The 25,443-nt window shown below is 50.3% G+C and carries 24 protein-coding genes and 1 rRNA gene; 18 read left to right on the top strand and 7 right to left on the bottom strand.

Annotated elements, in window-relative coordinates; genetic code table 11:
* The first annotated feature begins 8 nt into the window (after positions 1-8).
* Positions 9-125, top strand: a 5S ribosomal RNA gene (rrf, locus tag ACZYR9_RS17830).
* 225 nt (positions 126-350) lie between these two features.
* Here rrf and ACZYR9_RS17825 read toward each other — a convergent pair.
* Both ACZYR9_RS17825 and ACZYR9_RS17820 read right to left on the bottom strand, forming a co-directional pair.
* The gene (locus ACZYR9_RS17825; RefSeq protein WP_488979841.1) at positions 351-1,829 is read right to left on the bottom strand and encodes a GGDEF domain-containing protein; all 1,479 of its coding nucleotides are present in this window, start codon (positions 1,827-1,829) and stop codon (positions 351-353) included.
* A 168-nt stretch (positions 1,830-1,997) separates the two neighbouring features.
* Positions 1,998-2,099, bottom strand: a complete 102-nt coding sequence (locus ACZYR9_RS17820) for a YjcZ family sporulation protein (RefSeq protein WP_488979840.1) — start codon at positions 2,097-2,099, stop codon at positions 1,998-2,000.
* Between the two features lie 217 nt (positions 2,100-2,316).
* On the opposite strand from ACZYR9_RS17820, the gene ACZYR9_RS17815 reads away from it, so the two are divergent.
* The 14 genes from ACZYR9_RS17815 (at position 2,317) to ACZYR9_RS17750 (ending at position 17,298) form a co-directional block, all read left to right on the top strand.
* Positions 2,317-2,661 (top strand): DUF2294 domain-containing protein, encoded by a 345-nt coding sequence (locus ACZYR9_RS17815; protein ID WP_488979839.1) that lies wholly within the window; start codon positions 2,317-2,319, stop codon positions 2,659-2,661.
* Between the two features lie 155 nt (positions 2,662-2,816).
* Positions 2,817-3,908: an ABC transporter substrate-binding protein gene (locus ACZYR9_RS17810; RefSeq protein WP_488979838.1), complete on the top strand. Its 1,092-nt coding sequence runs from the start codon at positions 2,817-2,819 to the stop codon at positions 3,906-3,908.
* Positions 3,909-4,001: 93 nt separating this feature from the next.
* Complete coding sequence (locus ACZYR9_RS17805; RefSeq protein WP_488979846.1) at positions 4,002-4,940, top strand: nucleoside hydrolase; 939 nt, start codon at positions 4,002-4,004, stop codon at positions 4,938-4,940.
* Between the two features lie 39 nt (positions 4,941-4,979).
* Positions 4,980-5,801, top strand: coding sequence for an ABC transporter permease (locus tag ACZYR9_RS17800; protein ID WP_488979837.1), 822 nt, complete (start codon positions 4,980-4,982; stop codon positions 5,799-5,801).
* A gap of 6 nt (positions 5,802-5,807) precedes the next feature.
* Positions 5,808-6,596, top strand: coding sequence for an ABC transporter permease (locus tag ACZYR9_RS17795; RefSeq protein ID WP_488979836.1), 789 nt, complete (start codon positions 5,808-5,810; stop codon positions 6,594-6,596).
* Positions 6,597-6,611: 15 nt separating this feature from the next.
* Positions 6,612-7,676, top strand: a complete 1,065-nt coding sequence (locus ACZYR9_RS17790; RefSeq protein WP_488979835.1) for an ABC transporter ATP-binding protein — start codon at positions 6,612-6,614, stop codon at positions 7,674-7,676.
* Positions 7,677-7,696: 20 nt separating this feature from the next.
* Positions 7,697-9,409, top strand: coding sequence for an adenine deaminase C-terminal domain-containing protein (locus tag ACZYR9_RS17785; protein WP_488979834.1), 1,713 nt, complete (start codon positions 7,697-7,699; stop codon positions 9,407-9,409).
* Between the two features lie 300 nt (positions 9,410-9,709).
* The gene (locus tag ACZYR9_RS17780) at positions 9,710-10,555 is read left to right on the top strand and encodes a MurR/RpiR family transcriptional regulator (RefSeq protein WP_488979833.1); all 846 of its coding nucleotides are present in this window, start codon (positions 9,710-9,712) and stop codon (positions 10,553-10,555) included.
* A gap of 14 nt (positions 10,556-10,569) precedes the next feature.
* Entirely contained in the window at positions 10,570-11,643 is a 1,074-nt protein-coding gene (locus ACZYR9_RS17775) for a 2-hydroxyacid dehydrogenase (protein WP_488979832.1), read from the top strand.
* Positions 11,644-11,808: 165 nt separating this feature from the next.
* The gene (locus tag ACZYR9_RS17770; RefSeq protein WP_488979831.1) at positions 11,809-13,392 is read left to right on the top strand and encodes an FGGY-family carbohydrate kinase; all 1,584 of its coding nucleotides are present in this window, start codon (positions 11,809-11,811) and stop codon (positions 13,390-13,392) included.
* Positions 13,393-13,483: 91 nt separating this feature from the next.
* The gene (gene thrC, locus ACZYR9_RS17765; protein WP_488979830.1) at positions 13,484-14,872 is read left to right on the top strand and encodes a threonine synthase; all 1,389 of its coding nucleotides are present in this window, start codon (positions 13,484-13,486) and stop codon (positions 14,870-14,872) included.
* Between the two features lie 156 nt (positions 14,873-15,028).
* Positions 15,029-15,814: a TrmB family transcriptional regulator gene (locus ACZYR9_RS17760; RefSeq protein WP_488979829.1), complete on the top strand. Its 786-nt coding sequence runs from the start codon at positions 15,029-15,031 to the stop codon at positions 15,812-15,814.
* A gap of 53 nt (positions 15,815-15,867) precedes the next feature.
* A complete protein-coding gene (locus tag ACZYR9_RS17755) occupies positions 15,868-16,716 on the top strand; it encodes a fumarate hydratase (protein WP_488979828.1) in 849 nt (282 codons plus the stop codon).
* Between the two features lie 24 nt (positions 16,717-16,740).
* Entirely contained in the window at positions 16,741-17,298 is a 558-nt protein-coding gene (locus ACZYR9_RS17750; protein ID WP_488979827.1) for a Fe-S-containing hydro-lyase, read from the top strand.
* 91 nt (positions 17,299-17,389) lie between these two features.
* Here ACZYR9_RS17750 and ACZYR9_RS17745 read toward each other — a convergent pair whose 3' ends face one another.
* The 4 genes from ACZYR9_RS17745 to chrS all read right to left on the bottom strand — a co-directional run bounded on the left by ACZYR9_RS17745 (position 17,390) and on the right by chrS (position 20,545).
* Positions 17,390-18,631, bottom strand: coding sequence for an MFS transporter (locus ACZYR9_RS17745; RefSeq protein WP_488979826.1), 1,242 nt, complete (start codon positions 18,629-18,631; stop codon positions 17,390-17,392).
* 291 nt (positions 18,632-18,922) lie between these two features.
* Positions 18,923-19,459: a chromate efflux transporter ChrA gene (gene chrA, locus ACZYR9_RS17740; protein WP_488979825.1), complete on the bottom strand. Its 537-nt coding sequence runs from the start codon at positions 19,457-19,459 to the stop codon at positions 18,923-18,925.
* Complete coding sequence (chrB, locus tag ACZYR9_RS17735; RefSeq protein ID WP_488979824.1) at positions 19,447-20,058, bottom strand: chromate efflux transporter ChrB; 612 nt, start codon at positions 20,056-20,058, stop codon at positions 19,447-19,449. The genes chrA and chrB overlap by 13 nt, the downstream gene beginning before the upstream one ends.
* Before the next feature lie 4 nt (positions 20,059-20,062).
* Entirely contained in the window at positions 20,063-20,545 is a 483-nt protein-coding gene (gene chrS / locus ACZYR9_RS17730; protein WP_488979823.1) for a chromate efflux transcriptional regulator ChrS, read from the bottom strand.
* Positions 20,546-20,762: 217 nt separating this feature from the next.
* On the opposite strand from chrS, the gene ggt reads away from it, so the two are divergent.
* A complete protein-coding gene (ggt, locus tag ACZYR9_RS17725) occupies positions 20,763-22,343 on the top strand; it encodes a gamma-glutamyltransferase (RefSeq protein WP_488979822.1) in 1,581 nt (526 codons plus the stop codon).
* Between the two features lie 65 nt (positions 22,344-22,408).
* Here ggt and ACZYR9_RS17720 read toward each other — a convergent pair whose 3' ends face one another.
* Complete coding sequence (locus tag ACZYR9_RS17720) at positions 22,409-24,052, bottom strand: PucR family transcriptional regulator (protein WP_488979821.1); 1,644 nt, start codon at positions 24,050-24,052, stop codon at positions 22,409-22,411.
* Between the two features lie 69 nt (positions 24,053-24,121).
* Between ACZYR9_RS17720 and ACZYR9_RS17715 the strand changes: the two genes are divergently transcribed.
* Positions 24,122-24,556 (top strand): ABC transporter ATP-binding protein, encoded by a 435-nt coding sequence (locus tag ACZYR9_RS17715; protein WP_488979820.1) that lies wholly within the window; start codon positions 24,122-24,124, stop codon positions 24,554-24,556.
* Between the two features lie 12 nt (positions 24,557-24,568).
* Complete coding sequence (locus tag ACZYR9_RS17710) at positions 24,569-25,429, top strand: ABC transporter permease (protein ID WP_488979819.1); 861 nt, start codon at positions 24,569-24,571, stop codon at positions 25,427-25,429.
* The last annotated feature ends 14 nt before the right edge of the window (positions 25,430-25,443 follow it).

Here is a 25,443-nt window from a genome sequence, read left to right as displayed (position 1 = left end):
ACTCTTAGTTTGGTGATGATGGCGGAAGGGAACCACGCGTACCCATACCGAACACGACCGTTAAGCCTTCCAGCGTCGATGGTACTTGGACCGCAGGGTCCTGGGAGAGTAGAACGTCGCCAAGCGATATAAACAATAAAGCCCGTAAGTCATCATTTGACTTGCGGGTTTTTTTTGAGCAGAAAAAATTTCTGGGGACATTTCTTTCTTGAAATAAAGGAATAATAAGTATTGCCATATGGGCCCCTCCCCTTTATTTCTGCTCGAGGAGGGGAAGAGCGGCAGCCTGAAGCCGCTTTTGAACATCATAGGTCCGAATAAATGATCATCTGGCGCTTATCTTACCCAATCTATGAGAAGTGGGCTGTATATACGGATACGCAATTACGGCCGCGGCTTTTGGCTTCGTAGAGCGCTTGATCGGCCAGCTTCAAAGCTTCGCGAGAATCCGAATTCAGACTCGGGATTAGCGTAACGACACCCAGACTAATGGTAACCGTGCGGCAAACAGCGGATGAAAAATGCGGAATTTGAAGCAATGCCACTCTGCTCCGGATCAGCTCCGCGATATGGACCGCCTCATAGGATTCGGTTTGCGGCAGGATGACAGCAAATTCCTCCCCGCCATAGCGTGCGACCAAATCGGTTGAACGAGTTAGGGTATCCCTTATGCCAACGGCTACTTCAATCAAGCATCGGTCTCCGGCAAGATGTCCGTATGTATCGTTATATCGCTTGAAATCATCAATATCAATGAGGATGATTGATAATGGGGCGTTTAGCTCCAGCGCCTGCTGCCACTCCGATTCCAAATACTCATCCATTCTGCGCCGGTTAGCGATATCGGTGAGCCCATCTTTAAATGAGATTTCCTTTAGCTTCTGATTCATCTCCAATATCATTCGTTCGGCCTGCTTTTGATAAGAGATATCGCGGGCGACAATCATAATGGCATCATCTGAATTGAAGGTGATTTTAGATATCGTAACCATGATGTCTGCTTTGGCGTTTTCGGCTGTTCTCAAGACATATTCCGACTGCGCTATCACGGGTTTGTTCTGCTGAAGCATTTGACGCAGACGGTTGATTAACGTTTTGGAACTGACAGAATCTACATAGAATAGAATGTTCTGCGCATTGTAGGGCGGAAGCTTGTCATCGAGATTGAACCATTGGACCGCAGAAGGATTAGCGTAAACAAAATGTTCATTCTGATATACTAAAATAAGATCCGGTGAGAGCTCCACCAGATTTTTATAACGTTCCTCACTATTTCGCAGCTGGCTTTCAACCGATCTTCGGAGCATGATTTCCTCGCGGTATTCGATTTCGTCGATGGCGATATCCGCGAATTGCTGCAAGAGGCTCAACTCTGACGATGTTAAAGATCTAGGTTGAAAATCAATGATACAAAGCGTGCCCAAGATGTTCGAGTTTCTGGTACGCAGCGGGGCTCCTGCATAAAATCGAATGTGTGGTTCCCCTTTTACAAGACGATTGTGGGCAAAACGATCATCAAGCAGCGTATCTGGAACCATAAGGAGCTCTTTATGAGCAATGACATATTGGCAAAAGGAGGCTTGTCGTTCCGAGCCTCTTGACGTTAAGAGTTCCCCCGATAAACCGACATAAGACTTGAACCATTGCCGATCGGCGGTAATTAATGAAATCAATACGACGGGCATCTTAAAGACCGTCGCTACCATTTCGGTAATCCGATCAAAGGATTTTTCCGGCTGAGTATCTAAAACATCCAGAGATAACAATTCCTGTAATCGTTTTCTTTCTTCTTCTTCTGAATAAAATACTATACCATCTTTAGCCTCCATAGATGTACCCCCTCCTGATAAAAAGACAGTATCTTATTACTCTCAATCTAGCAGTCCTGCATTTAATAAGCAAGGAGAAGCCAGAAAGCAATAGATGGGCATAAATTCAATCAGGGAAATAAAAATACGCCCGAGCTGTGAGCCCGAGCGCCGATGTTGATTAACAGATTAGATGAACCATGCAGTGGAAACAATCACGAGAAGAATGAAGAGCACGAGGATCACACCAGTAGAAGTAAAGCCATAACCATACCCTTTTACGCAGCTCATTGATGATAGCCTCCTTCCTATTTATCTAATGTAGTGTATGAATGTCTTGGGTCAAGGGTTTGGGCCATGTATTAAAAAAGGCTTATTCGGAAATTGATAATTTGTCTTCACTGAAATGGTTAAAATGGAAAAAAACAAACAAAAAAACCGAACGATGACTTGCCAAACCTTAATCAATTAGGTAATATGATTGTATGTTGTTGTAGAAGGTGATAGCGTGCTTCCGTTAGAATCGAACGAAAGCAAGAAGAAGCTTGCCCATCTTTATAACGAATTATCCAAGAGTTTGTTCGGATTCGGCACGATTTCGCTGAAAGTATCGATTGACGGCAACATGATCACCTTCAAAGCCAAGCATCGACGGTCTCCGCGTTCGGAAGCTTTGGAGGGAGAAGCACCCAACTTGAAGTATGAAGTTGACTTTTACATGTCCAACATTTACAAGAAGAAAATCAGGGAGCGGTTGGAGGAAGTATACGAGTTGGGCATTGAAGCGGTGCTAAGGGATTATGACCCTTCCACCCAATGGGCCATCACGAACGTTATTTTATCCGAATCCTGACGAATATCCGGTACGTTTCCTTTTTGATTTATCTTAAGGGGAACTACCACACAAAACCAACGGATTACGCCCGACTTTGTTTACAAAGGAAAGCGCTCTGGTTAGAAGATTCTTTCTACCTGGAGCGCTTTTCCTTTTTAATAATCAACAGATACATGGGGAGGAAAATCATTGTGAAGACAAAGTGGATTGGCAGCCTGCTTTCCGTATCTCTTTTGGGACTGGCTCTAGCCGGGTGCGGAACAGAAAATCAAGAGCAAAACGGGACAGCGGCAGAGAGCGGCGGAGAGCCGACCAAGCTCGTTATCTCCACCTGGGGCTTTTCTGAGGATTTTTTCAAGAAAGAAGTATACGAGCCGTTCGAAAAACAGCATAATGCCCAAATTGTTGTTGAAATCGGCAATAATGCAGAACGTCTAAGCAAGGTAAAGCAGGGCAGCTCTCAAGTGGACCTCATTTATTTGTCGGATTACTATGCGCAGCAGGGGATTGAAGCCGGCTTGTTCGAGCAGATCGACCGGAGCAAGATCCCTAATATTGAGCAGATATACGATATAGCCAAAGCCCCGCTGGGCGAGGAGTATGGTCCGGCGTATACGATAGGCCAATTCGGCATTGCATACAACCCGAAAGCGGTAGGCAAGGATTTGAGCTCCTGGAGCGATCTCTGGAATCCGGAGCTGGCCAAGAAGCTGACGCTGCCAACGATCACCTCCACAACCGGCCCCATGGTTCTTGATGCCGCTTCGCATGTAGCCGGAGCTGCCTCTTTCAATGAAGAACAGGCTTTTGCCAAGCTCAAAGAGCTGAATCCCCATGTGGTCAAATATTATAACAGGACGTCTGAATTCGTTAACATGTTCGCCCAAGGGGAAATCGCCGCGGGACCGATTATGGAGATGTACATGAAAGATTTGAAAGCCGCTGTACCGGACGCGAAGTTCATCACTCCTCAGGAGGGGGCTTATGCTGTAATGAACACCGTGAATGTGGTGAAGGGCAGCAAGAACAAGCAGTTGGCCGAAGAGTTCATTAACTGGCATCTGAGTAAGGAAGTTCAAGAGAAGGCGGCTAGAGCGGCTGTCGATTCTCCGGTGAATAAGACACTGGACCTGAAGCCGGAGGAAGCACAAGGGATTACATATGGCACGGACGTTGTGGACAAGCTGCGCATGCTGGATATGAAGTTCGTTAATGAACATTTGAAAGCCTGGACTGACCGCTGGAACCGCGAAATCACGCAATAATGAAATGCTGTGAAGGGAACAAACAAGGATATGCATGCTTTTTAGGTATATCCTTGTTTTTTTCTGAACGAGAGCTCAAACGAAAGGAATGGGCTGAAATTGCAAAGGAAAGTTATTCTTGATGTGGACACGGGTATTGATGACGCGCTCGGGATCCTGCTTGCGGTTCGCAGCAAATCGTTCGATATTCTGGGGATTACCACAGTGAACGGGAACGTTTCTGTAGACAAAGCGACTGAAAATACATGCAAAATAGTAAAGCTGCTGGATGCGGCGGAGCGGATTCCCGTCATCCGGGGAGCGGACCGCCCATTGTTACGTCCCCCTGTGTTTGAACACAGAGTGCATGGAGAAGACGGACTTGGCGGAGCGTTATTCGCTATGCAGCCCGAGAGAACGGCTGCGGACGGCTTCGCCCCCGATTTTATGATCGAGCGGGCGGCGCAGTTCCCTGGAGAGGTTACGCTGGTCATGACAGGCCCTCTCACCAATCTGGCCCTTGCCGTCAGGAAGGATCCGGGGCTGGTTCATCGTGTGAAGGAAGTCATCTTCATGGGAGGGGTTGTTCAAAGCTTCGGCAATGTGACGCCCACCGCCGAATACAACATGTACGTTGATCCGGAAGCGGCGAAGATCGTCATGCATGCGGGCTTTCGTTCGATAACGCTGGTTGGGCTGGATGTGACACGCCGCGTACTGCTGACCGAAGATCACATTGGGCAGTTGGCCGATTCTCCCTTCGGCCCTTATATTCGTCAAAGCACGGCCGATTATATGAAGCGTTACTTTGAGAGGAACGGGGTGCAGGCTTGCGCGATGCACGATCCTCTCGCCGTTGGTGTAGCGTTAAACCGAAGCTTAGTGACAACCGGACATTATTACGTGGATGTGGAGACCCGAAGCGACTTGTGCGACGGACAGACGGTCTGTGATTTTCAGAACCGGCTTCAACGGCAGCCGAACGTCCATGTATGTCTGGAAGTCGACGCCGAAGCTTTCTTCCAGCTGTTTATCGGCGCTCTTCGCACCTAGTACCGGCGAAACAAGGAACGGAACAGGAGATTGCTTTACATGAAAAAAACGTATATTTATCTGCTGCTGCTGCCCGGCTTTTTGTTTTTGGCGGTATTTATGCTCATACCTATTCTGCTGACGATCGGCTCGACCTTCTTTCCGGGAGGGAGCTTTACGCCCGGCGGGTATATGCAGTTTTTCAAGGACCCTTATTTTCTCAAAATATTGCTGACGACGCTGCAGGTGAGTCTGGTGACTACAGCTATATGTGTCATTTTGGGATTCCCGGTGGCTTATTATATTTCCAAGCAGTCCCCCAGGACAAAAGGGGTGTTGTTGGCTTTAGCGATCTTCCCGCTGCTGACGAGTCCGGTTGTCCGTTCGTTCAGTTGGATGATCATCCTCGGAAAAAATGGGCTTCTCAATCGTTCTCTGCTGGCTCTGGGCATTGTCGATCAGCCGCTTGATATTCTGTATACCCCGGTGGCCATGATGATCGGCATGGTTCATCTGTTTCTGCCGTTAATTCTGATTACCCTGGTTGGCGTGCTGGAGAACATCGATCCCGATTTGCTTAAGGCCGCGGAGAGTTTGGGCGCATCCAGGCTGAAGGCCTTTTTCAAAGTCATCGTGCCGCTGAGCGTGCCGGGTCTGATCGTAGGGAGCATTCTGGTGTTCGTAGGCAGCCTGACGGCTTATACGACGCCGGCTCTGCTCGGAGGAAAGCAGCTTGTCGTCTCCACCTTTTTGTATCAAAATGCGATTACGTTAAATGATTGGAATGCGGCATCCGTGATCGCTGCGATCATGATTGTCGTGACTTTTGCTGTCATCGCCCTGATGAATGTCATCGCCAATAAATTGAATCCGAAGGGGTAACTTGAAATGCGGGAAAACCATCGCGGACTGGGTTTATTTACGCTGCTGGTCTATGTCTTTCTACTCGGGCCCCTGCTGATTATCGGGGTGGCTTCGTTTGAACCGGGCACTATTCTGAAATTTCCTCCTGAGGGGTTTTCATTCAAATGGTATCAAAATATTTTTGAAGTCGAGATGTTCATGAAAACCTTCCAAACGTCCGTACTTGTTTCGTTCGTCGGCAACTTCATGGCGCTTCTGCTGGGCATTCCGGCGGCGTACGCGTTAAGCCGGTTTAGCTTCAAAGGCAAGGACGTCTGGAACGCGATCTTTATTTCGCCGGTGCTCATACCGGGCATTGTGCTTGGCTTTATGATGCTGAAGTATTTGATCGTCGCTTATCAGCTGCCGGTTTATACGGCATTGTTCGTAGGGCATACCGTGATTATGCTTCCGTTTATTATCCGCGTCATTGCATCCAGCCTGTCCAATTTCGATTTTTCCGTCGAGGAAGCGGCGCACAGCCTTGGGGCAGGACAGCTGCGCACCTTCTTCACCGTTGTGCTGCCTAATATCAAGTCGGGCATTATCGCGGCCGTAATCATAGCGTTTTTGGAGTCGTTTAACAATGTGGACATCTCCGTCTTTATGACAGGACCGGGTGTCAGCACGCTGCCAATCCAGATGCTGACTTATGTGGAAAATAACTTTGACCCTACGATCGCGGCGATATCTGTGCTGCTGATGATCTTTACGGCCATATTGATGTTTGTGATCGAGCGCGTGATGGGATTATCTTATTTTACCAAAAAATAACGGAGGCTATTAGCTATGGCATTGCTTACGCTGGACAATGTATCGGTCGCCTATGAGCAGCAAAATATATTGCAAAATTTCACCTTGAACATAGACAAGGGGCAATTTGTGTCGCTGCTCGGTCCGAGCGGCTGCGGGAAAACGACGACCTTGAGATTGATCGCCGGGTTTCTGGAAGCCAGAGACGGGAGATTTCTGTTTGACGGAAAAGACTACACCCGGGTGCCGGTGAGCAAACGGAATTTTGGCTTTGTGTTTCAAAGCTATGCTTTATTTCCGCATCTGAATGTTTATGACAATGTTGCTTTCGGTTTGCGGATGCGCAAGTTCCCCAAGGAAGAAATCGACCGCCGGGTCAAGAGAATATTGGACGTTGTGAGTCTCAGCGGCTTCGATAAACGAATGCCCAAAGCTTTGTCAGGAGGGCAGAAGCAGAGGGTAGCGATCGCCCGTGCGCTGGTGATTGAGCCGGACCTGCTTCTGTTTGATGAGCCGCTTAGTAACCTCGATGCCAACCTCCGGATCAACATGAGGGTGGAAATCCGCCGTATTCAACAGGAGCTCGGCATTACGACCGTCTATGTTTCTCATGATCAGGAGGAGTGCTTTTCGATTTCGGATCAGGTCGCCATTATGAACAAAGGCTTGATCGAGCAGCTCGATACACCGGCAGCCATATATAAGAATCCTAAGAGCGAGTTTGTCGCCAGATTTACCGGCTTTACCAACTTTATCGACTTCGAAGAGCGCAGCGACCGCGGCAATGAGATTGAGTTGAAGCGCCGGGGCCATACGTTCACGATCGCTCCAAATCCGCTGAATGCCCTTCCTGCGGGCCAAAAAGGCGCTATACGTCCTGACGATATTGTCCTTTTCGGGGTTGGCGAGGTCTCCTCACCCGGTGAAAACAGCCTGATGGGAATCGTTAAGGTGAATACGTTCTTAGGGAGAAGCTACCAATATATCGTTGAAACGGCGCTCGGAGAATTTACGGTCAACAAAGAAATGGATCTACCTTATGTCAACGGGCGGCAGGTTCATCTGCAGTTCCCGAAGGACAAGCTGGTATTGGTTAAGTAATCATCTTGGAGGTGCCAAGCATGCGCGCGGATTTACTGATCGAAAACATTCATATTTACAACAGTTATTTTAAAACATTCGTCCAGGGAAACGCCGCTGTCGCAGACGGCAGATTTTTGTATATCGGTCCCCGCGGTGCGGAGGATTTTGAAGGTGATGAAGTCATTGACGGAAGCGGACGCTATCTGGTTCCGGGGCTGGTCGACATTCATCTTCATATCGAAAGCACAATGGTAACGCCTCAGACGTTCTCCTACGGACTCATCCGCAACGGGGTCACGACCATTGTGCCAGAGCCTCATGAGATGGCCAATGTATTTGGTATGGACGGTGTGAAGCAGATGATCCGGGCGAGCGAGGGCTGTGTGGTAGATATGTTCTATGCTATCCCCAGCTCGGTTCCCGCGACATCTCTGGAAACGACAGGAGGCTCTTTGGACATACCCGAATTGGATGAGCTGCTGCAATCGGAGAACATCATTTGCTTGGGCGAAATCATGAATTACGTTGAAGTCATTACCGATCCCGACTGCAAGACGAATCGGATTCTAAAGCATATCCGCAGCCATTATCCGGATTTGATCATTGAGGGGCACTGCCCGAAGCTGCTGGATCTGGATCTGCAGCGCGTCATCTATGCCGGAGTCGACTCGGATCATACGCATCAGACCGTGGAAGGGATGAAAGCGCGTATCGGTGCCGGGATGTTTATCGAAATTCAGGAAAAATCAATGACCGAAGAGGTTATGGACTACTTGATCGCGGCCGATGTCTCGGAGCACTTTTGCTTTGTAACCGATGACGTCATGGCGGATTCCCTTCAGCAGCGGGGCCATTTGAACCATCTCTTGCGCAAAGCAATCCGCATGGGCATGAGCCCGGAGCGGGCTATTTACGCGAGCACCTTTACCCCGTCGAGGAGAATGCGGCTTTACGATCGCGGCGCAATCGCCCCCGGCAAGATCGCAGATTTCCTGATTGTATCCGATCTTCGGGAGTTCGTTGTCGATCAGGTGTATAAGAATGGACGGAAAGCTTTTGATGTACGGGAAGACTATCGGCAGCAGGAGCTTCCGCCGGCATTCCCGGCCCATTATTACGAAAGCGTCAGGCTGCCTCTTCTCACAGAAGCGGATTTCACTGTCGGCATGAAGGAGGCCGACGGCCGGTATGCCTGCCGGGTGATGATGGTCAAGAACGGCTCGACGTTCACCGAAGAGCACCGTGGCGAGGTGGAGATCCGCAGCGGGGAGCTCCTGTGGCAGGAAAGCCCCTATGGACTGATCGCAACCTTTGAGCGTTACGGCAAGACCGGCAATCGGGCGTACGGCTTGATCGGCGGCGACACCATTAAACGCGGCGCGGTGGCGACGACTTACTCCCACGATAACCACAATCTGCTTGTGGTCGGCCATCATCCGCAGGATATGATGCTCGCGGCCAATGAGGTGATCCGCCATCACGGAGGCTTCTGTGTCGTGGAGGACGGCCGTGTCCTGGCCCATCTCCGATTGCCCGTCGGCGGGATCCTGACCGAGGCTCCGCTGGAGCAAGTTGCTCAGGAAGTGGAGCGGCTGTGCCGGGCGATGGAAGCGATCGGATACCGTCATTATAATCCGATTATGTCGATCAGCACGCATTCGCTGCCCGTCAGCCCGGATTTGAAGATCACTGATCTGGGCTTGATCGATGTAAACTCAGGCAAGGTGGTATCCTTGATTGTAGGAACATAACCGAATCGATCTGTTTCCGGGTGTTCGAGTAGACGATCGCATTTGCGGCCTCATCAGGATAAGCAGACTTTTCCGCCGATATGGCGGGGAAGTCTTTTTTGTTGTTTTAGGAGATTATGCACTACTCAACATTGTGGATGTGTCGGTCCCGCGAGCGGACGAAGGATAAAACAGGGGGATACACCGTAGTGGCAATAGATTACAGAACTAACCAGGTTGTTTGCTCTGTAAAAAAAATATATTGATGTTTATTCGAAAATGTAGTAAAACTACAATATATTGAAAGAGAGGACTGCACGTATGGCTACTTTTCAAAATCGCGTCAGAGCTATTGAAAAGGAGATGACCAATTCCGAGAAAAAAATTTACAGCATATTGTCTCAAACGGAGAAGCCTTTTTTGCTTTCCATGAGCGAGCTATCCAAATTAAGCGAGGTCAGCGAGCCCAGCGTGGTCCGTTTTTACAGAAGACTCGGATATGCCAGTTATCAGGAGCTGAAGGTAGCGCTGGTTCAGGAGAATGCAACCGATAATGCAGCCAGCAGCATTTATGAAGAGATCGGTTTGTCGGATTCGGCCGATCAAATTTTCTATAAAATCATCGATCAAACGATGGTTGCTCTACATACGACCAAGGAATTGATTAACTACGAAGCTATTGAACGTGCAGGAGCCTTGATGGCAGCGGCCAAACGGCTGTACTTTTTCGGACAAGGGGTATCGGGGTTTATGGCCAGCGATGCGGCTCATAAATTTCTAAGGCTCGGGGAGACGGTGATGCCCATTACCGATCTTCATATGGAAGCTATTGCGGCATCCCATATGAGCGAGGGTGATGTCATTGTTGCCATATCCCACTCCGGAGAAAGCGAAGGACTGCTCAAGGTTCTCCAGCTGGCTAAAGAAAAACAAGCCAGAATTATCGTCATTACGGGCTTCAGCAAATCGTCGATCGCCCAGGTCGCTGACGAGCTGCTGGTAACCAGCGCGAATGAGACCAATTACCGGCCGGACGCTATGGTAAGCCGAATCGTACAAATGACCATAATCGATTGCCTATACGTAATTACGGTACTGCATAAAGGAAATCATGCGATTGAAGCCGTGAACCTTTCCCGCCTTGCGGTAGCCAAATTAAAAACTTGATGGAGGGGTACATCATGAAGATACTTACTTTTGGAGATGCGATGATCAGCGGTAAGCAGTTTACGGAGGCGGCACGCTTATTGGGGAACCACGACATCGTTACGACGGATTGGGAGTCTGATTGGGGGCGGCTGCAGAACAGACGGCTTGTCATCGAGCAGCAGGGCCCGGCGGTAGAAGAAGTCCCCGCGATGTTTCATGAGCACAAGGACGCCGATATGGTGCTTGGATTATTCGGCCCTTTCTCCGCAGCGGGGATGGATACCTTTAATCATTTAAAGCTGATCGGCGTAGCGCGGGCAGGAACGGAGAACGTGGATGTGAAAGCGGCTACGGAACGCGGGATCATTGTGGTTCATGTGATGGGAAGAAATGCACAGGCCGTTTCGGATTTCACCATAGGCTTGATGCTTTCCGAGTCGAGAAACATCGCCCGTGCTCACATGTCGATTAAGAACGGGGAGTGGCGGAAGGTTTTCAGCAATTCGGATTATATTCCGGAGCTGAAAGGCAAAAAAATCGGTATCGTCGGCTTCGGTTATATCGGCCGCTTGGTAGCCAAGAAGCTTGCCGGATTCGATGTCCAAATTCTGGTGTACGATCCATTCGTCAAAGCGGAATCGATCGATATGCCGGGTGTGACTTTAGTCAGCAAGGATACGCTGTTTGCCGAATCCGATTTTATCTCCATCCATGCGAGATTGACCGAGGAAAACCATCATTTTGTCAGCCATGCCGAGCTGTCCATGATGAAGCCTACGGCATACTTAATCAATTGCGCCCGGTCCGGGCTGATCGATACGGATGCTCTGGTTCAGGCGCTGTCCGCAAAGAGGATTGCCGGCGCCGGACTCGATGTATTCGATATCGAGCCGATTCCTGCGGATCATCCGCTGCTTTCGCTCGATAACATCACGCTGACCACACATATTGCAGGCACGACTTCGGACGCATTAACCCAATCACCTTATTTATTGGCGGAAGAAGTAAAAAAGGTGCTTAACGGCGAGAAAGCCAACTGGATCAAAAACCCGGAGGTGTTGGGGCATCCTAAAGTGAAAGAATGGCTTGCCTCCCTGAACTCCTAAATCGCTTTTTGTGTTCAAGAAGCCGGGGAGCAGAGATCTTATCATGATCGTTTTTCAACTGCTTTCCGGCGGATGAAGAAGAATTGGATTACCGGTTCATCTTTATAGCCATCGTTTCCGAAAATATCTGCACGTTGAACTATAGCATAAGCGGAGGAGACCCGTATGACGAATCACATGACCGACGGTCCATTGGTGCTCGTCTTGGATATCGGAACAACCGGCGGACGCGTCATTCTTATCGATTCTGCCGGTGAATCCTTGGGGTTGGCTTATCGTGAATATCAGAGTGTGTTTCATGGTCCGACCGTGATCGACCATGATCCTGCCACTTGGCTGCTGGCGGTCGAACAGGGGATTGCAGAACTGCGGCAAACGAGAGCGGAGCTATGGAGCAGGGTTCGGGCCGTCTCCATCGCCACACAGCGGGCGACGATCGTTCCGGTAGATGAGAACGGCATTCCCTTGACCCATGCGATCCTGTGGCAGGATAAGCGGCCAATCCTGGAAAGCAAGCAAATTGAAGAACGGTTGGGACATGAGTTGATTTATGAGCGGACGGGACTGAAGATCGATCCGTATTTTTCGCTGCCCAAAATGATGTGGTTTCGGAACCATAAACCGGAGCTCTACGCCCGGACGGCCTGCTTCCTTACTGTCCATGATTATCTTGTCCACGCTTTAACCGGCGAATTTAAGACGGATTGGACCCAGGCGTCCCGCACGATGCTGTTCAATATTCACGAGTTTGCCTGGGACCGCAGCATTGCCGAAACGATGAATGTGGATCTGGCCAAGCTGCCGGAAGCCTATCCTACGGGTACCGTTGCCGGTAATGTAACGAACGCGGCGGCGGACCGGTTCGGCCTGCGGGCGGGCACGCCGGTTGTGATGGCGGGCGGGGATCAGCAGTGTGCGGCGGTCGGCCTTGGAGCGATCCGTCCCGGCATCGTGAAAGTGACGACGGGTACCGGATCTTTTGTCGTAGCCCCGGTAACCCGGCCGATACGAAGCGCCGATCAGAAGGTCGTATGCAGCGCATCCGCGGTTTCGGGCCAATGGATCGTGGAGGCGGGCATCTTCACCACCGGCTCCACTTATCGCTGGCTGAGAGATTTCCTCGCAACGGAAGGATCTTACGACGCTCTGAATCAGCAGGCGGAAATGTCCGCGCCCGGCGCGAACGGTTTGCTTCATATTCCGCATTATGCAGGCAGTGCCGCACCGTATTGGAATGCGAGCGCGGCGGGTCTATTATTCAATTTGTCGCTGGGTACCCAAAGGAGCGACGTCGTTCGCGCCTATCTGGAAGGCATCTGCTTTGAAATCAAAAAGAATCTGAATATCATGGATTCCCTGCTTTCGGCGGATCAGGAGGCGAACCATATCCGGCTCTCGGCGGTCCATGTCAGCGGAGGATTGGCCCGATTGGACTTGTTCAATCAAATTCAGGCCGATATTTACGGAATGGTCGTCATTCCTGATCAAACCGAGCAGGCGACTTCCCTCGGGGCCGCCATGATCGCATTCACCGCTTTAGGTTTATTCTCCGACCTGAATGAAGCGCATAAGAGGATGGGCAAGCTCGACATGCAGAGAATGAAAACGGCGAACCGCGAGATGAAAGAGATCTATCAGGAAATGAGCGAGCTTCATCATGCGATTTATGAGGCTTTGCATAAAGAGCATATTTATGAACGGGCCAAACGCGTGACAGAAAAGCTGAATGCCGTAAATAAACAGCAATAAACGAACAAGATCCCTGAATGTGATTCAGGGCTTTTCCGCTTTGTGAAAAAATATGTTATAATAAGGGCAATTATGACGTGAGGGGACGACTATGGACTTTATAAGCACACGAGGCAAAGTGGAAAAAACGGGCTTTATCCGCACCTTTTTAATGGGGCTTGGAGATGACGGAGGCCTTATGCTTCCGACGGATATTCCGGCCATTCCGCAAGAAACGTTAAAGGCATGGGAGCAGCTAAGCTATCAGCAGCTGATGCTCGAAATTTTCTCCTATTTCACGAATGGTGAAATTCCTAAGGAAGAGCTGAAACAATTAATTGACGAAAGCTATGCGGGCTTCCGCAGCCCTGAAGTGACGCCGGTGAAGCAAATTCATGATTCACTGTATGTGCTGGAGCTGTTCCACGGACCGACTTTCGCATTTAAGGATATCGCCCTGCAATTTATGGGCAACTTGTACTCGTACGTATCCCGTAAGGAGAATGAAATCATTAACATCCTGGGAGCCACCTCCGGCGATACGGGGGCGGCGGCCATTCAAGGGGTCAGAGGGAAAGAAGGCATCCGCATCTGCATTTTGCACCCGCATCAGAAGGTAAGCAAGGTGCAGGAGCTGCAAATGACCACGGTCGACGACGAGAATGTCCTCAACTTATCGGTTCATGGCAATTTCGACGATTGCCAGCGCATCATTAAAGAGCTGTTCGCCGATATCGAGTACAAAAACAAATATCATCTGCGCGCGATTAATTCGATTAATTTCGTACGTATATTGTCGCAGACGGTATATTACTTTTATGCCTATTTCCAAATTTCCAAGAAGAACCAAACGAAGAAAATCAGCTTCAGTGTTCCTACCGGTAATTTCGGCAATATTTTCTCGGCTTATCTGGCCAAGCGTATGGGTCTTCCGATTCACCGCCTGGTGCTGGCTACCAACGAAAACAATATTTTAGAGCGTTTTGTTAAAGAGGGTGTGTACAGCCCGGGAGATTTCCGGAGCACGCACAGCCCGTCGATGGATATTCAAATTGCCAGCAATTTCGAAAGATATTTGTATTATCTGCTGGATCAGGATCAGGAGAAGGTTACCTCGCTCATGCAGCAGTTCCAGTCGGAAGGCAAAATCGTCATTGACCCGCAGCTGCTGAAAAAAGTGCAGTCGGATTTTTCGGCCCATGGGGTAAAGAACGAGGAATGCCTACAAATGATCAGCAAATATTCCGGTGAATACGATTATTTGGCTGATCCTCACACGGCCTGCGGTATTGCGGCTTATGAGGCATGCTGCGACAAGGATGAGGTGTGCGTGACACTGGCTACCGCTCATCCGGCGAAGTTTGACGAATCCGTCCAGCTTGTCGATATCCCGCAGACGTTTCCTGCTGAAATTCAAGCGCTGTTCGACAAGCCTCAGCATATGAAGGTGGTCGAGAACTCCAAGCAGGAAGTGGCGGAACAGCTCCAACGCTTCTTTTAATATTTGAGTAATGCAGCCGTCCGGAAATGGCTCCGGGCGGTTTTATTTTGCAAAAAAATGGTTGTCAAAAGCGTTTCAACTGGTTATGATGACATTAAGAATTATATACACTACTTCAGTAGTTACTAATGTTCAATGTTGAAATGAGGAAGCCGGATGGACGTTCTGCTGCAAAATATTCAAGCGATGGGATTGACCCAGTATGAGGCCAAGGTTTACCTGACGCTGGTCTCCCGCGGACCCTCGAATGCCTATCAGGTCAGCAAAGCTTCGGGTGTGCCGCGGGCGCGTGTGTATGAAGTGCTGGATGGTTTGGTGCAGCATGGATTAGTGATGAAAGAAGACGTAGACGGAGGAGCGCATTATTCTTCCTTGCCGGTCGAGGTTTTCCTGGAGTCGATGAAAACGAAATGGGAAGCCACCTACAGCAGCCTGGAAACCGAGCTGAAGTCTCTGGAGCGACAGAGCCCCGAATCGGAGGTCTATGTGACGACGATTAAAGGGGAGGATAACATCTTATCCTTTTGCCGGGTGCTGATTCGGCGCGCGGAGAAACGAATTCTGCTTTCGATGTGGGAGCCCATGTATCGGAGACTTAAGGGAGATTTGGAGGCGAAGCAGGACGAGTGTCTGCTAAGCGGACTTCTGTTCCAGGTCAACGATCCGCTGCCGGGTCTGGAGGTTCACCGCAAAACCCATTATGTGGAGCATTTGGATCATCCGTGGTTTATTCTTTCCATAGACGGCAAAGAGCTGTTCTACGGCCATTCTCCCGAACGGAGCGGCAGCGCATTCTACACCGACGATCCGGTTCATATCTATTTGCTGGAAGATTATATTTGGCACGACGTGCTGGTGAACCGGTTAGTCACAGAAGACAAGCGGGAAGAAATGGATCAATGGATTTCCCCGGCAAGAAAGCGCTTTTTCGGGGAAGAATGAATCGGCATCCCTGCCCCATGTGATTTTGAAGCAAACCCAAAGAGAAAGGATAGATGACCGTGAGAACCGTTCATGTCGATCAAATTCGTGATTCCATCGCCGTTTTATGCTGGGAGGCTTGTTATTATTTGCCCGATGACATTCTCGCGGGCTTTCATAAGGCGAGTGAAACGGAACAATCGCCTCTGGGCAAAAGTATTTTAGACCAGTTGATTGAAAACGCTCAATTGGCTGCTGAAGAAAATAGGCCTTATTGTCATGATACGGGTCTTACGGTGGTTTTTGCCGAAGTGGGCCAGGATGTTCATATTCAAGGCGGTAATTTCTCCGACGCGATTCATGAAGGCATTCGAAAAGGGTACAAAGAAGGGTACCTGCGCAATTCGATTGTGGGCGATCCGTTACTGCGGAATAACACGAATGACAATACGCCAGGCGTGATCCATACGAAAATTGTTCCCGGCGATCAAATCAAATTCACCGTTCTTCCGAAAGGCGGCGGCAGCGAGAACATGAGCGCCATGAAGTTCCTGCTTCCCGGTGACGGTGCCGCAGGCGTGAAAAAGTTCGTCATGGATACGATCCAGGCTGCCGGAGGAAGAGCATGTCCTCCCTTGGTCGTAGGTGTAGGGATTGGCGGAAGCTTCGATAAAGTCACTGAAATCGCCAAGGAAGCCGTTCTGCGTGAAGTGGGGACTTATCACCATGAGCCGCATATCGCTCAGTTGGAGAAGGAGCTGCTGGAGGAAATCAATAAGACAGGCATCGGTCCTCAAGGATTGGGAGGTACGAGTACGGCTCTGTGGGTTGCTGTGGAAACCTACGGCTGCCATATCACCGCTCTTCCGGTGGCCGTGAATCTTCAATGCCATGCCGCTCGCAAAAAATCCTGTGTCATCTAAATTATGTCGGGAAGGTGATTGTTAATGGCTAAAGCTCACCTGGAAACTCCTCTGACTCGAGAGGCGGTATTGCAGCTTAAAGCGGGGGACGAGGTGTTCCTCAACGGGACGATTTATGTGGCTCGGGATGCGGCTCATAAGCGTCTGTTGGAATTGCTCGATCAACACCGTGATTTTCCGGTCGATTTAAAAAATGAAATTGTATTTTATGCCGGCCCGACCCCTCCTAAACCGGGTCAGATTATAGGGTCGATCGCTCCGACGACAGCCTCGCGTATGGATCCCTACACACCTGCTATGTATAAGTACGGAGTCAAAGGCACCATCGGGAAGGGCCCGCGAAGCCCGGAGGTCAAGGAGGCCTGCGTGAAGGAAGAAGCCTTGTGCTTTGCGGCGATCGGCGGTTTATCCGCATTGTTGGCCCAGCGGGTCAAATCGGCTGAGATTGTCGCTTATGAGGACCTTGGTCCGGAAGCGATCCGTAAGCTCACCGTGGAGGATTTTCCGGTATTGGTGGTTTACGATGCCCACGGAGGGGACCTCTACGAGCAGGAGATAGCCAAATATAGAACGCTAAATTGAGGAATCATTGGTTATATCCAAGGAAAGGCACATTCACGTTGTGGTGAATGTGCCTTTTCGTTGCTCAATTACAGGATATGTAGGAGATACATTAGGCAACCGCCGATTGACGCTTCTTTACGCTGAACACAAACAGAGTGGCTACAATACACAGGAGTCCGGCAAAGATAAAGGAAATTGTATAGCTATGGTACTGTTCGTAGATATAGCCTCCGAGAAAAGCGGCGACTCCGGAGCCCAATTGATGTGCGGCAAACAGCCAGCCGTAAATGACAATCCCCCGTTCTTTGCCGAAATGATCCGCAGCCAAACGCACGGTGGGGGGAACGGTGGCAATCCAATCCAGGCCGTAAAATACCGCGAAAACAATGAAAAGAAAATAAGATTTCAGATCAAAAAGGTAGGGCAGGAAAAGCAGGGACAAGCCTCTTAATCCATAAAACCAAAACAGAAGCCAACGGTTGTCAAACCGGTCGGACAGCCATCCGGAAAAGATCGTGCCGATGATATTGAAAATCCCCATAAAAGCAAACAAGCCTGCAGCTTGCACCTCGGGAATTCCGTGATGGGAGGAAGCCGGTATAAAATGAGTGCCGATGAGTCCGGTTGACGATGCGCCGCAAATAAAAAAGCTTGCCGCGAGCAGCCAGAAGGTGACGGAGCGAACGCCCACCCATAATCCTTCAAAAGCTGCCGATAGGGGATCTTTCCTGCCGGTGTCCGATGGTTTGGACTCGGTGTTTGCGGCTCCGTAGGGTAAAAGGCCTTTATCCGAAGGGCGGTCCCTCATCCATAATACGATTAAAGGAATCATCAAAATGCCCAAGCCGAGAAATATGGATAAAGCGATCCGCCAGGAATAGGCTTGAATCAAGTAGGTGAGCAGGGGAAGAAACACCATTTGCCCCGCGGCCGTGCTTGCCATCAGGAGCCCCAGCACCATTCCCCGCTTTTGTTCGAACCAGCGGTTGGCCACCGTTGCCGAGAGGACGGTGAGAAATACGCCGGAGCCTATACTAATGATGATTCCCCAGATCAGGTGAAGCTGCCAGATGTGTGTCATGACAAGGCTTGCAGCGATGCTGGAAACCAATAGGATCATGCCGTACACCATCATCTTGCGGACTCCGAACCGTTCCAATCCAGCCGCAACAAAGGGACCGGAGAATCCGTATAGCGTCAGATTTATTGCAAAGGCGAGCGAGATGGCTGAACGGCTCCATTCAAATTCTTGCTCCAAAGGAATGATGAGAACTCCTGTGACGGAACGAATTCCTGCCACAACCAGTATGGCAATAAAGGTAATCGATACTACAATCCATCCATAATACAAAGAAAACCCTCCTCGAAGCATGGCTTCACTCTCATTCTGCCGGGCGTATTGACAAGCATGGAGAGCGGTTTCAAAGTATAACGAAAAGCTCGTTGCCCTTTGGTTGGTCTACAGCTTCTATTTCCTGATTGTACAATATTTGGACTAAATAAAATATAGTAACTACTCGGTATTTTTTTAAAAGAAGTACAACGCGAGTACCCCGATTTCAGGATACACGAAGTATCCTTACAATCGGGGTAAGCCGGATGAGGAGGATACGGGAATGCTTGCGCGAACGGCCTCAATAATTTAAATATAGGGCAGAATTAACCCTCCGTAAGCAAAGGCGCCGATAATGACGAGGGCGGGGTGGATTTTGCGCCGTTCCATAGCCCAGTAGGCAATGGCGGCAATGGCAAGCGATTGCCAAAGGCCGAGCGATTGCCAGCTTGCCGATGCCATTTGCCAAGTCAGGATGACCATCATGACGGCAATAACGGGTTGGACAAGCAGCGTCATTCCTTTGACGACGGGCGACTGGCGGTGCTTGTTGAGTATTCTCAGCATCAGAATAAGCGCAGCCGCTGTCGGAACCACGGTTGCGGCTAAAGCGATTGCCAAGCCAAGCCACCCTAAAGCGTCATAACCGACGAATGCGGCGATCTTGGTGGCGATCGGACCAGGCAAAGCGTTGCCCAGAGCCAAAATATTGGAAAATTCCGTATCGGTCGCCCATTGATGGCGAACGACGATTTCCTGGTACATCAGCGGAATGGAAGCAGGCCCCCCGCCGTAACCGAGTACGTTGGCTATGAAAAAGCCGATCAAGAGATTTATCCACTCCATGTCGAGTAATCCTCTTTTCTGGTTTTCTTCTTTTTAAACCATGCGGATGTTCTGAAATGAAAAGCTCCATAGCCTAAAAATGCAAGGACAACGAAAGCCGGATGAATATCGATGATTTGTAAAAGGGCGAAGCAGACAAGAAATAAGGCGAAGCCGAGAGGCTTGCCGAGTCCTTTGACGGCGCGTTCGGCAAATTCGTAAGCCATAACCCCCAGCATAACCGCAATGACCGGGGTTACCGCCGCAATCATGCCCTGTACGACGGGGGAGCTGCTCAAAAGCTGAGCGGCCGAAAGCAGAGCGATCATGGCCGCCGCGGAAGGCATGATGTGAGCCAGAACAGAGGTGATTGCGCCTAGAACTCCCCTTTGCCTGTAGCCAAGGTAAGCGGCCATTTTGGTGGCGATCGGACCAGGCAGCGCATTGGCTAAAGCGAGAATTTCGCCGAACTCATCATCCTCCACCCAGCGGTAGCGGGTCACTGCTTCGTAGCGGATTAACGGGATGACGGAGGGGCCTCCGCCAAAGCCTAGAATCCCGGTTCTGCCCATCCCCCATATCAGCTCACGATAAGGATGGGATTCATTTGATTGGCTCATTTGGTTATAACCTCATTCCCATACGGCTTTTGTAACGCGTGATCAGCACCTGGCAATCGACGCTCATGATGCCGGGCAGCTTATACAGCTTTTCCTTCAAAAACGTTTCCATCTCTACGTTATTTGTAAACAGGCCGTGCATGTGAAGCTTACTGGGCCCGGTCATGTGATAAAGGCTTGTAACGACCGGCTCCGAGGCCAACTGCTCGGCCACCTCGTGCAAATGCTTCGGTTCGACCTCTACGTTGAAAAAAGCGGATACGTGGATTCCGATTTTCCCGGGATTGATGACCGCCGTAAACCTTTCAATGACACCGGAATCCATGAGAGCGTTAATCCGGGCTTGAACAGCTACACGGGATAATCCGATTTCTTTGGCTAATTCCGTGTAAGAAATCCTCCCGTTATGATGGAGGGCGGCAATGATTTTGCGGTCGATTTCATCGATAGGGCCCGGGGGAATGTCACCGGAGGTTTTGGATTGCATACTGACCGACTCCTTGCAGGAAAATGTTAAATTACAAAATGAAAGTTTATATTCGAAATGCATTACTTTATGGATAAATATATATTCAATTACTTTCATTTTCAATACAAATTTCAAAAAAAGATTGCATTTTTAATATTTTAGTTGCTAAGCGGTCAGGATCGTGCTATTTTTTATAATAATAAATGTCAGGTAATGTGTCATAGGGGGAGTGCAGATGAGGAAAGCGGTTGTGGGAACAAAAACGATGGTGGTGAGTCCGCACCATTTGGCTTCGGCCGCCGGAGCCCGGATGCTGGATCAAGGCGGAAATGCATTTGATGCGGCTGTAGCGGTCAGCGCCTGCCTGGCTGTAGTCTATCCTCATATGACCGGTCTTGGCGGAGATTCCTTCTGGCTGACCTATCATCATAGTGAGGGAGAGGTGCGGGCATACAACGCCAGCGGCCGGTCCGGGTATCGGGTGAATCAAGAGGTGTATGCGGGCCGGACCGAGATCCCAAACCGCGGTGTCCTTAGCGCCGTGACGGTTCCGGGGATGGTGGACGGCTGGGATGCGATGGTCCGTGAATACGGACGGTTAACCCTGGGGCAAGTGCTTGAGCCGGCTATCGAGTATGCATCTAAGGGATTTGCGATGTCTCGGGATCAATACGAGTACACGGTGAAGAATGAGGCGATGCTCAGACAGACGGCAGCGACATCAGCCATTTATTTGCCGGAAGGACAGATCGTGAAGCCGGGCAAGCGTTTCGTACAGGCTGACCTGGCGCGGACGCTGCGAGAGCTGGCGCAGCATGGAAGGGATGTTTTCTACAAGGGTGCCATAGCGGAGAAGATAACCTCCAATTTGCAGGACCAGGGAGGGCTGCTGACTATGGATGACTTTGCCGATCATGAGGGGGATTGGGTCACTCCATTACAGGGGTCTTACAGGGGCTACTCCGTGTTTCAAATGCCGCCGAATTCACAAGGCTTTGTGGGCTTGATGGCGCTTCATACCCTGGAGAACTTCGACCTCGGCGGTATGGAGCATGGATCATTTGAATATTATCATTTGATGATCGAAGCATTGAAGCTTGGGTTTTGCGACCGCAACCAATATTTGACGGACCCCGATTTTGCCGATATTCCGCTTAAGCATCTGTTGAGCAAAGAGTATGCACGCAAGCTTGCATCCTCCATCCGGCTGGAGCAGGCCCTGAGCCTGGAGGCTGAACAAATGGGCAGCGATACGGCTTATGCTGCCGTGGTCGATCAGGAGGGCAACGCCGTTTCGTTTATACAGAGCCTGTACTTTGAATTCGGCTCAGGTATTACGGCGGGGAATACCGGCATTATGCTGCAAAACCGCGGGTCGTTCTTCTCACTGGACCCTGCGCATATCAACTGCCTTCAGCCCCGCAAAAGAACCTTCCATACCTTGATGCCGGCGATGGCCTGCCGGGATGGAAAGCCTGTCATTCTTTACGGAACGCAAGGAGGAGAGGGGCAGCCGCAGACCCAAACGGCAATTTTTACCCGAATGGTTGATTTCGGAATGAATCCCCAGCAGGCGGTCGATGAGCCCCGGTGGGTCTGGGGAAGAACATGGGGAGAGTCGACGCAGGATTTGAGAGTCGAAGGACGGATTTCCCCGGAAGCGATGGAAGCCTTGGCCAAGGCGGGGCACACCGTACGCAAGGTGAAGGACTTTGATAGCATCATGGGTCATGCCCATGCGATAAAAATCGATGAGGAAGGGTTTATCAGCGGCGGTTCGGACTCTCGAGGCGATGGCGCAGCTGTCGGTTGGTAATCTCCTCCAGCCTTAAATTCAAAAGCCCGTTCGTTTCTCCAGGAGAAACGAACGGGCTTTTGCTGTTAGAACTCCTTTGCCGGTACGCGGGCTGTAAAATCCTCCAGCACCTTGTCGATGAGGAAGGCCAAGCGAAAGCGCAGGGAGTCGTTCGGGTCGCGGAGACTGCGGTGAGTCAGCTGTTCATATTTATTAAGGCGATAGGCGACCGTATTGCGATGAATAAACAGCCGCTTGGCGGTCTCCGCGATTTGGCCTACGCGCGCCGTATTCATGAGCTCCTCGCGCTCGCGGGAGTCAATTTCGAGCAGGGAATGAAAGGAATCCTTGTAAAAATCGCTTAGCGCTTCTTGGGGTATCATCTTGAGCAGCTCCGCAACCTCTTTAGCCCGGTAGGACTGGACAAACCGGAACTGCTTGGATTGGTAACCCGAATGGAGCGCGTTTAGCGCCTCCTTGTAAGTGGACGGGATAAGCGTCAGATGCTCTACAGGATTGCCGATGCCAAAGGACAGCGCAATGTGTTCCGTCTGAAACAGCTTTTCCTGAAACTCCGTGAACCGTTCCACCAACTGAAATTCGTGCTGCTGCAGACTTCGTTCCCACTTCAGCAGGACAACGAACAGTTCCTTTTTGTTAAAAAGGATATAGGGCTGCTGGTGCTCGGTAAGCATCGTTTTCAGATGCTCATAGATGTGATCCCTATTGCTGTACAAATGATCGTCCGGTGAATTGGGCGGGTCGTCCACTTTTCCCACAACACATAAACAAGGGTATGATTCCTGAAGTCCGTATCGTTTGCCCTGATGAAGCATTTCGACAACAGAGCGAAACCTCCCCTCCACCAAGTCCTCGAAAAATTCGTTTTTAAAGCGGCGAGACCTTTCTTTTACCGCTTGCCGCTTCATAAGCTCGAACCCGATCACATTGGCGGCCTGCTCGAGGGCAAGCTTGGGCAGAGGCGAATCATCCATTTGCGCGTTCACCAAGACCAGGAAGCACGGCTGATGGGTCAGCTCGATCGGATGGAATAAAACCTCCATTTGCCCATGAAATCCTCCTCCTTGAATGAAACATAAAGAGACATGGCGGGCTTGTGTGTCCCCGCGCCTGGTAAGAAGCTCCTGGGCTTGATTCAGCAGCCGGCTTCTGAACGGTTCGGAAACCGGACCGGAGCCGGCTTCAATTTGCAGCCGGTTGATCAACAGGACCGTCCCTCCGACTAGCGGAGACAAAGCGGTAATGATGGAGGGGATGCCTTGTCCCTGCATCACCAGGCGTGAAAACTCACGGTGCATTTTTAAAGCGTAGCGAAGCTCTTCATTGCGTTTTTCCATAATGTAGCTGAGCGATTCCTGCAGCAGCTCTCCGAGCGGAGGATGAAGCGGAAGCTCAATGATGGGGAAATGAATCTCGTCTGCGAGATCCAGGACGCTCTGGGGAATCTCGTCAAGGAACCGCTTAGTTTTGATTCCCAGCCCGGCGCATTGGCTTTCCGCCATATGACCCACAAGACGAAGCAGCTCCTCGGGGCAGTCACGGATGGCGTATGCTGTTGTAAGCAGCAATTCGTCGGACTTCAAATAATCCATGATATCCGGAGCGTCCATCATGTTGATGGACTTGACCTGCCTCTGCAAACCTGCGTGGCCGGCTAAAATACGGATATTCTGATATATAGGCAGCTGAAACAGATCCGTTAGCTTCAAATGAAACACCCCATTAATTTGTTATGAAACATAACATTATATCGTGTCGTTATCGCTTTTGGACCTGAGGTGCAGGGCAAAAGCAAAGCGGAGGCCAGAGATATCGCTCATAAATATTTAAGGCTGGTCGGGCTTGAGGACTATGCCGAGCATCTTCCGGATCAATTGTCGGGCGGGATGAAACAGCGTGTAGGGATTGCGAGGGCGCTGGCCAGCGACCCCGACATCCTGCTCATGGATGAACCGTTTGGTGCGCTGGACGTGCTTACACGGGAAATGATGCAAAAGGAGCTGCTCCGCATCTGGCTTGAGCTGCGCCCGTCGGTTTTGTTTATTACGCACAGCCTGAGTGAAGCTATACACTTGGCGGATCGCATTATGGTGATGAAAGACGGAGATGTAGCCGGAGAGTTCCGGATCACCATGGATCGTCCGAGATCCAACAAGCATCCGGAGTTTATCGAGCTGCTGCAAGAGATTCAGAAATTATTGACTGATGAGTGAGGAGAGTAAGCCATGAGTAAAATGTCGGATTCCCTCGTATCTGCCAAACCGCTGGTTTCGGCCAAGGACGGTAAGGTTTTACGGAAAAAGAAAGCCTGGGCCGAGAACGGGCTGGCGCCGATCGTCATCTTCTTTCTGCTGTGGGAAGTCATCAGTACGCTGAACGGAAAATTCGCCTTTTTCAATCCGGTTTTCCTTCCGGCGCCCTCGGAAATTGTGAAGGAAGCGTGGTACCTGGCACAAACGGGACTTATCGCCAGCAGTATTGCGGCAAGCACCGCACGCATCCTAGTCGGGTTTGTCATCGGGCTGGTTTGCGCCATAGCGGTTGGCGTGCTGATGAATAAATACAGCAAGGTGGACTATTGGCTCAGTCCGATTTTGAATTTGCTTGGACCGATCCCCGCGCTCGCGCTTTTGCCGATTTTCATTATCTGGTTCGGTATCGGCGAATTTCCCAAAATACTTCTGATTGCATGGACGACGTTCATCCCGGTATTGACCAATACACTGGACGGACTAAGGTCGGTCAATCCTACACTGATCCGATCTGCACTGAGCCTTGGAGCCAATGAGCGTCACATCTTTTTCAAGGTCATCTTTCCTTCAGCCGTTCCGAGCATCTTTGTCGGTGCGCAGGTCAGCTTGGGGCTTGGCTTTTCGGCCCTGATCGTATCGGAGATGATGGGCGCCAAATCCGGACTGGGCTACATTATCGTTGACGCCCGCAACTACTTCAAGATGTCCAACATGTTTGTTGCGATTGTATTGATAGGATTGGAATTCAGTTTCTTCTCGTATCTCTTAAAGCGCTTGGAGAGAAGAATGGTGACATGGCGGAAAAACGGCATGCGCAGCGCTGTAGAGAAATAAAAATACACACTTGG

The organism is Paenibacillus sp. F024 (genome assembly GCF_057814255.1).
The sequence above is the reverse complement of the archived record's forward strand: the minus strand, read 5'-3'. Positions and strand labels throughout refer to the sequence as shown.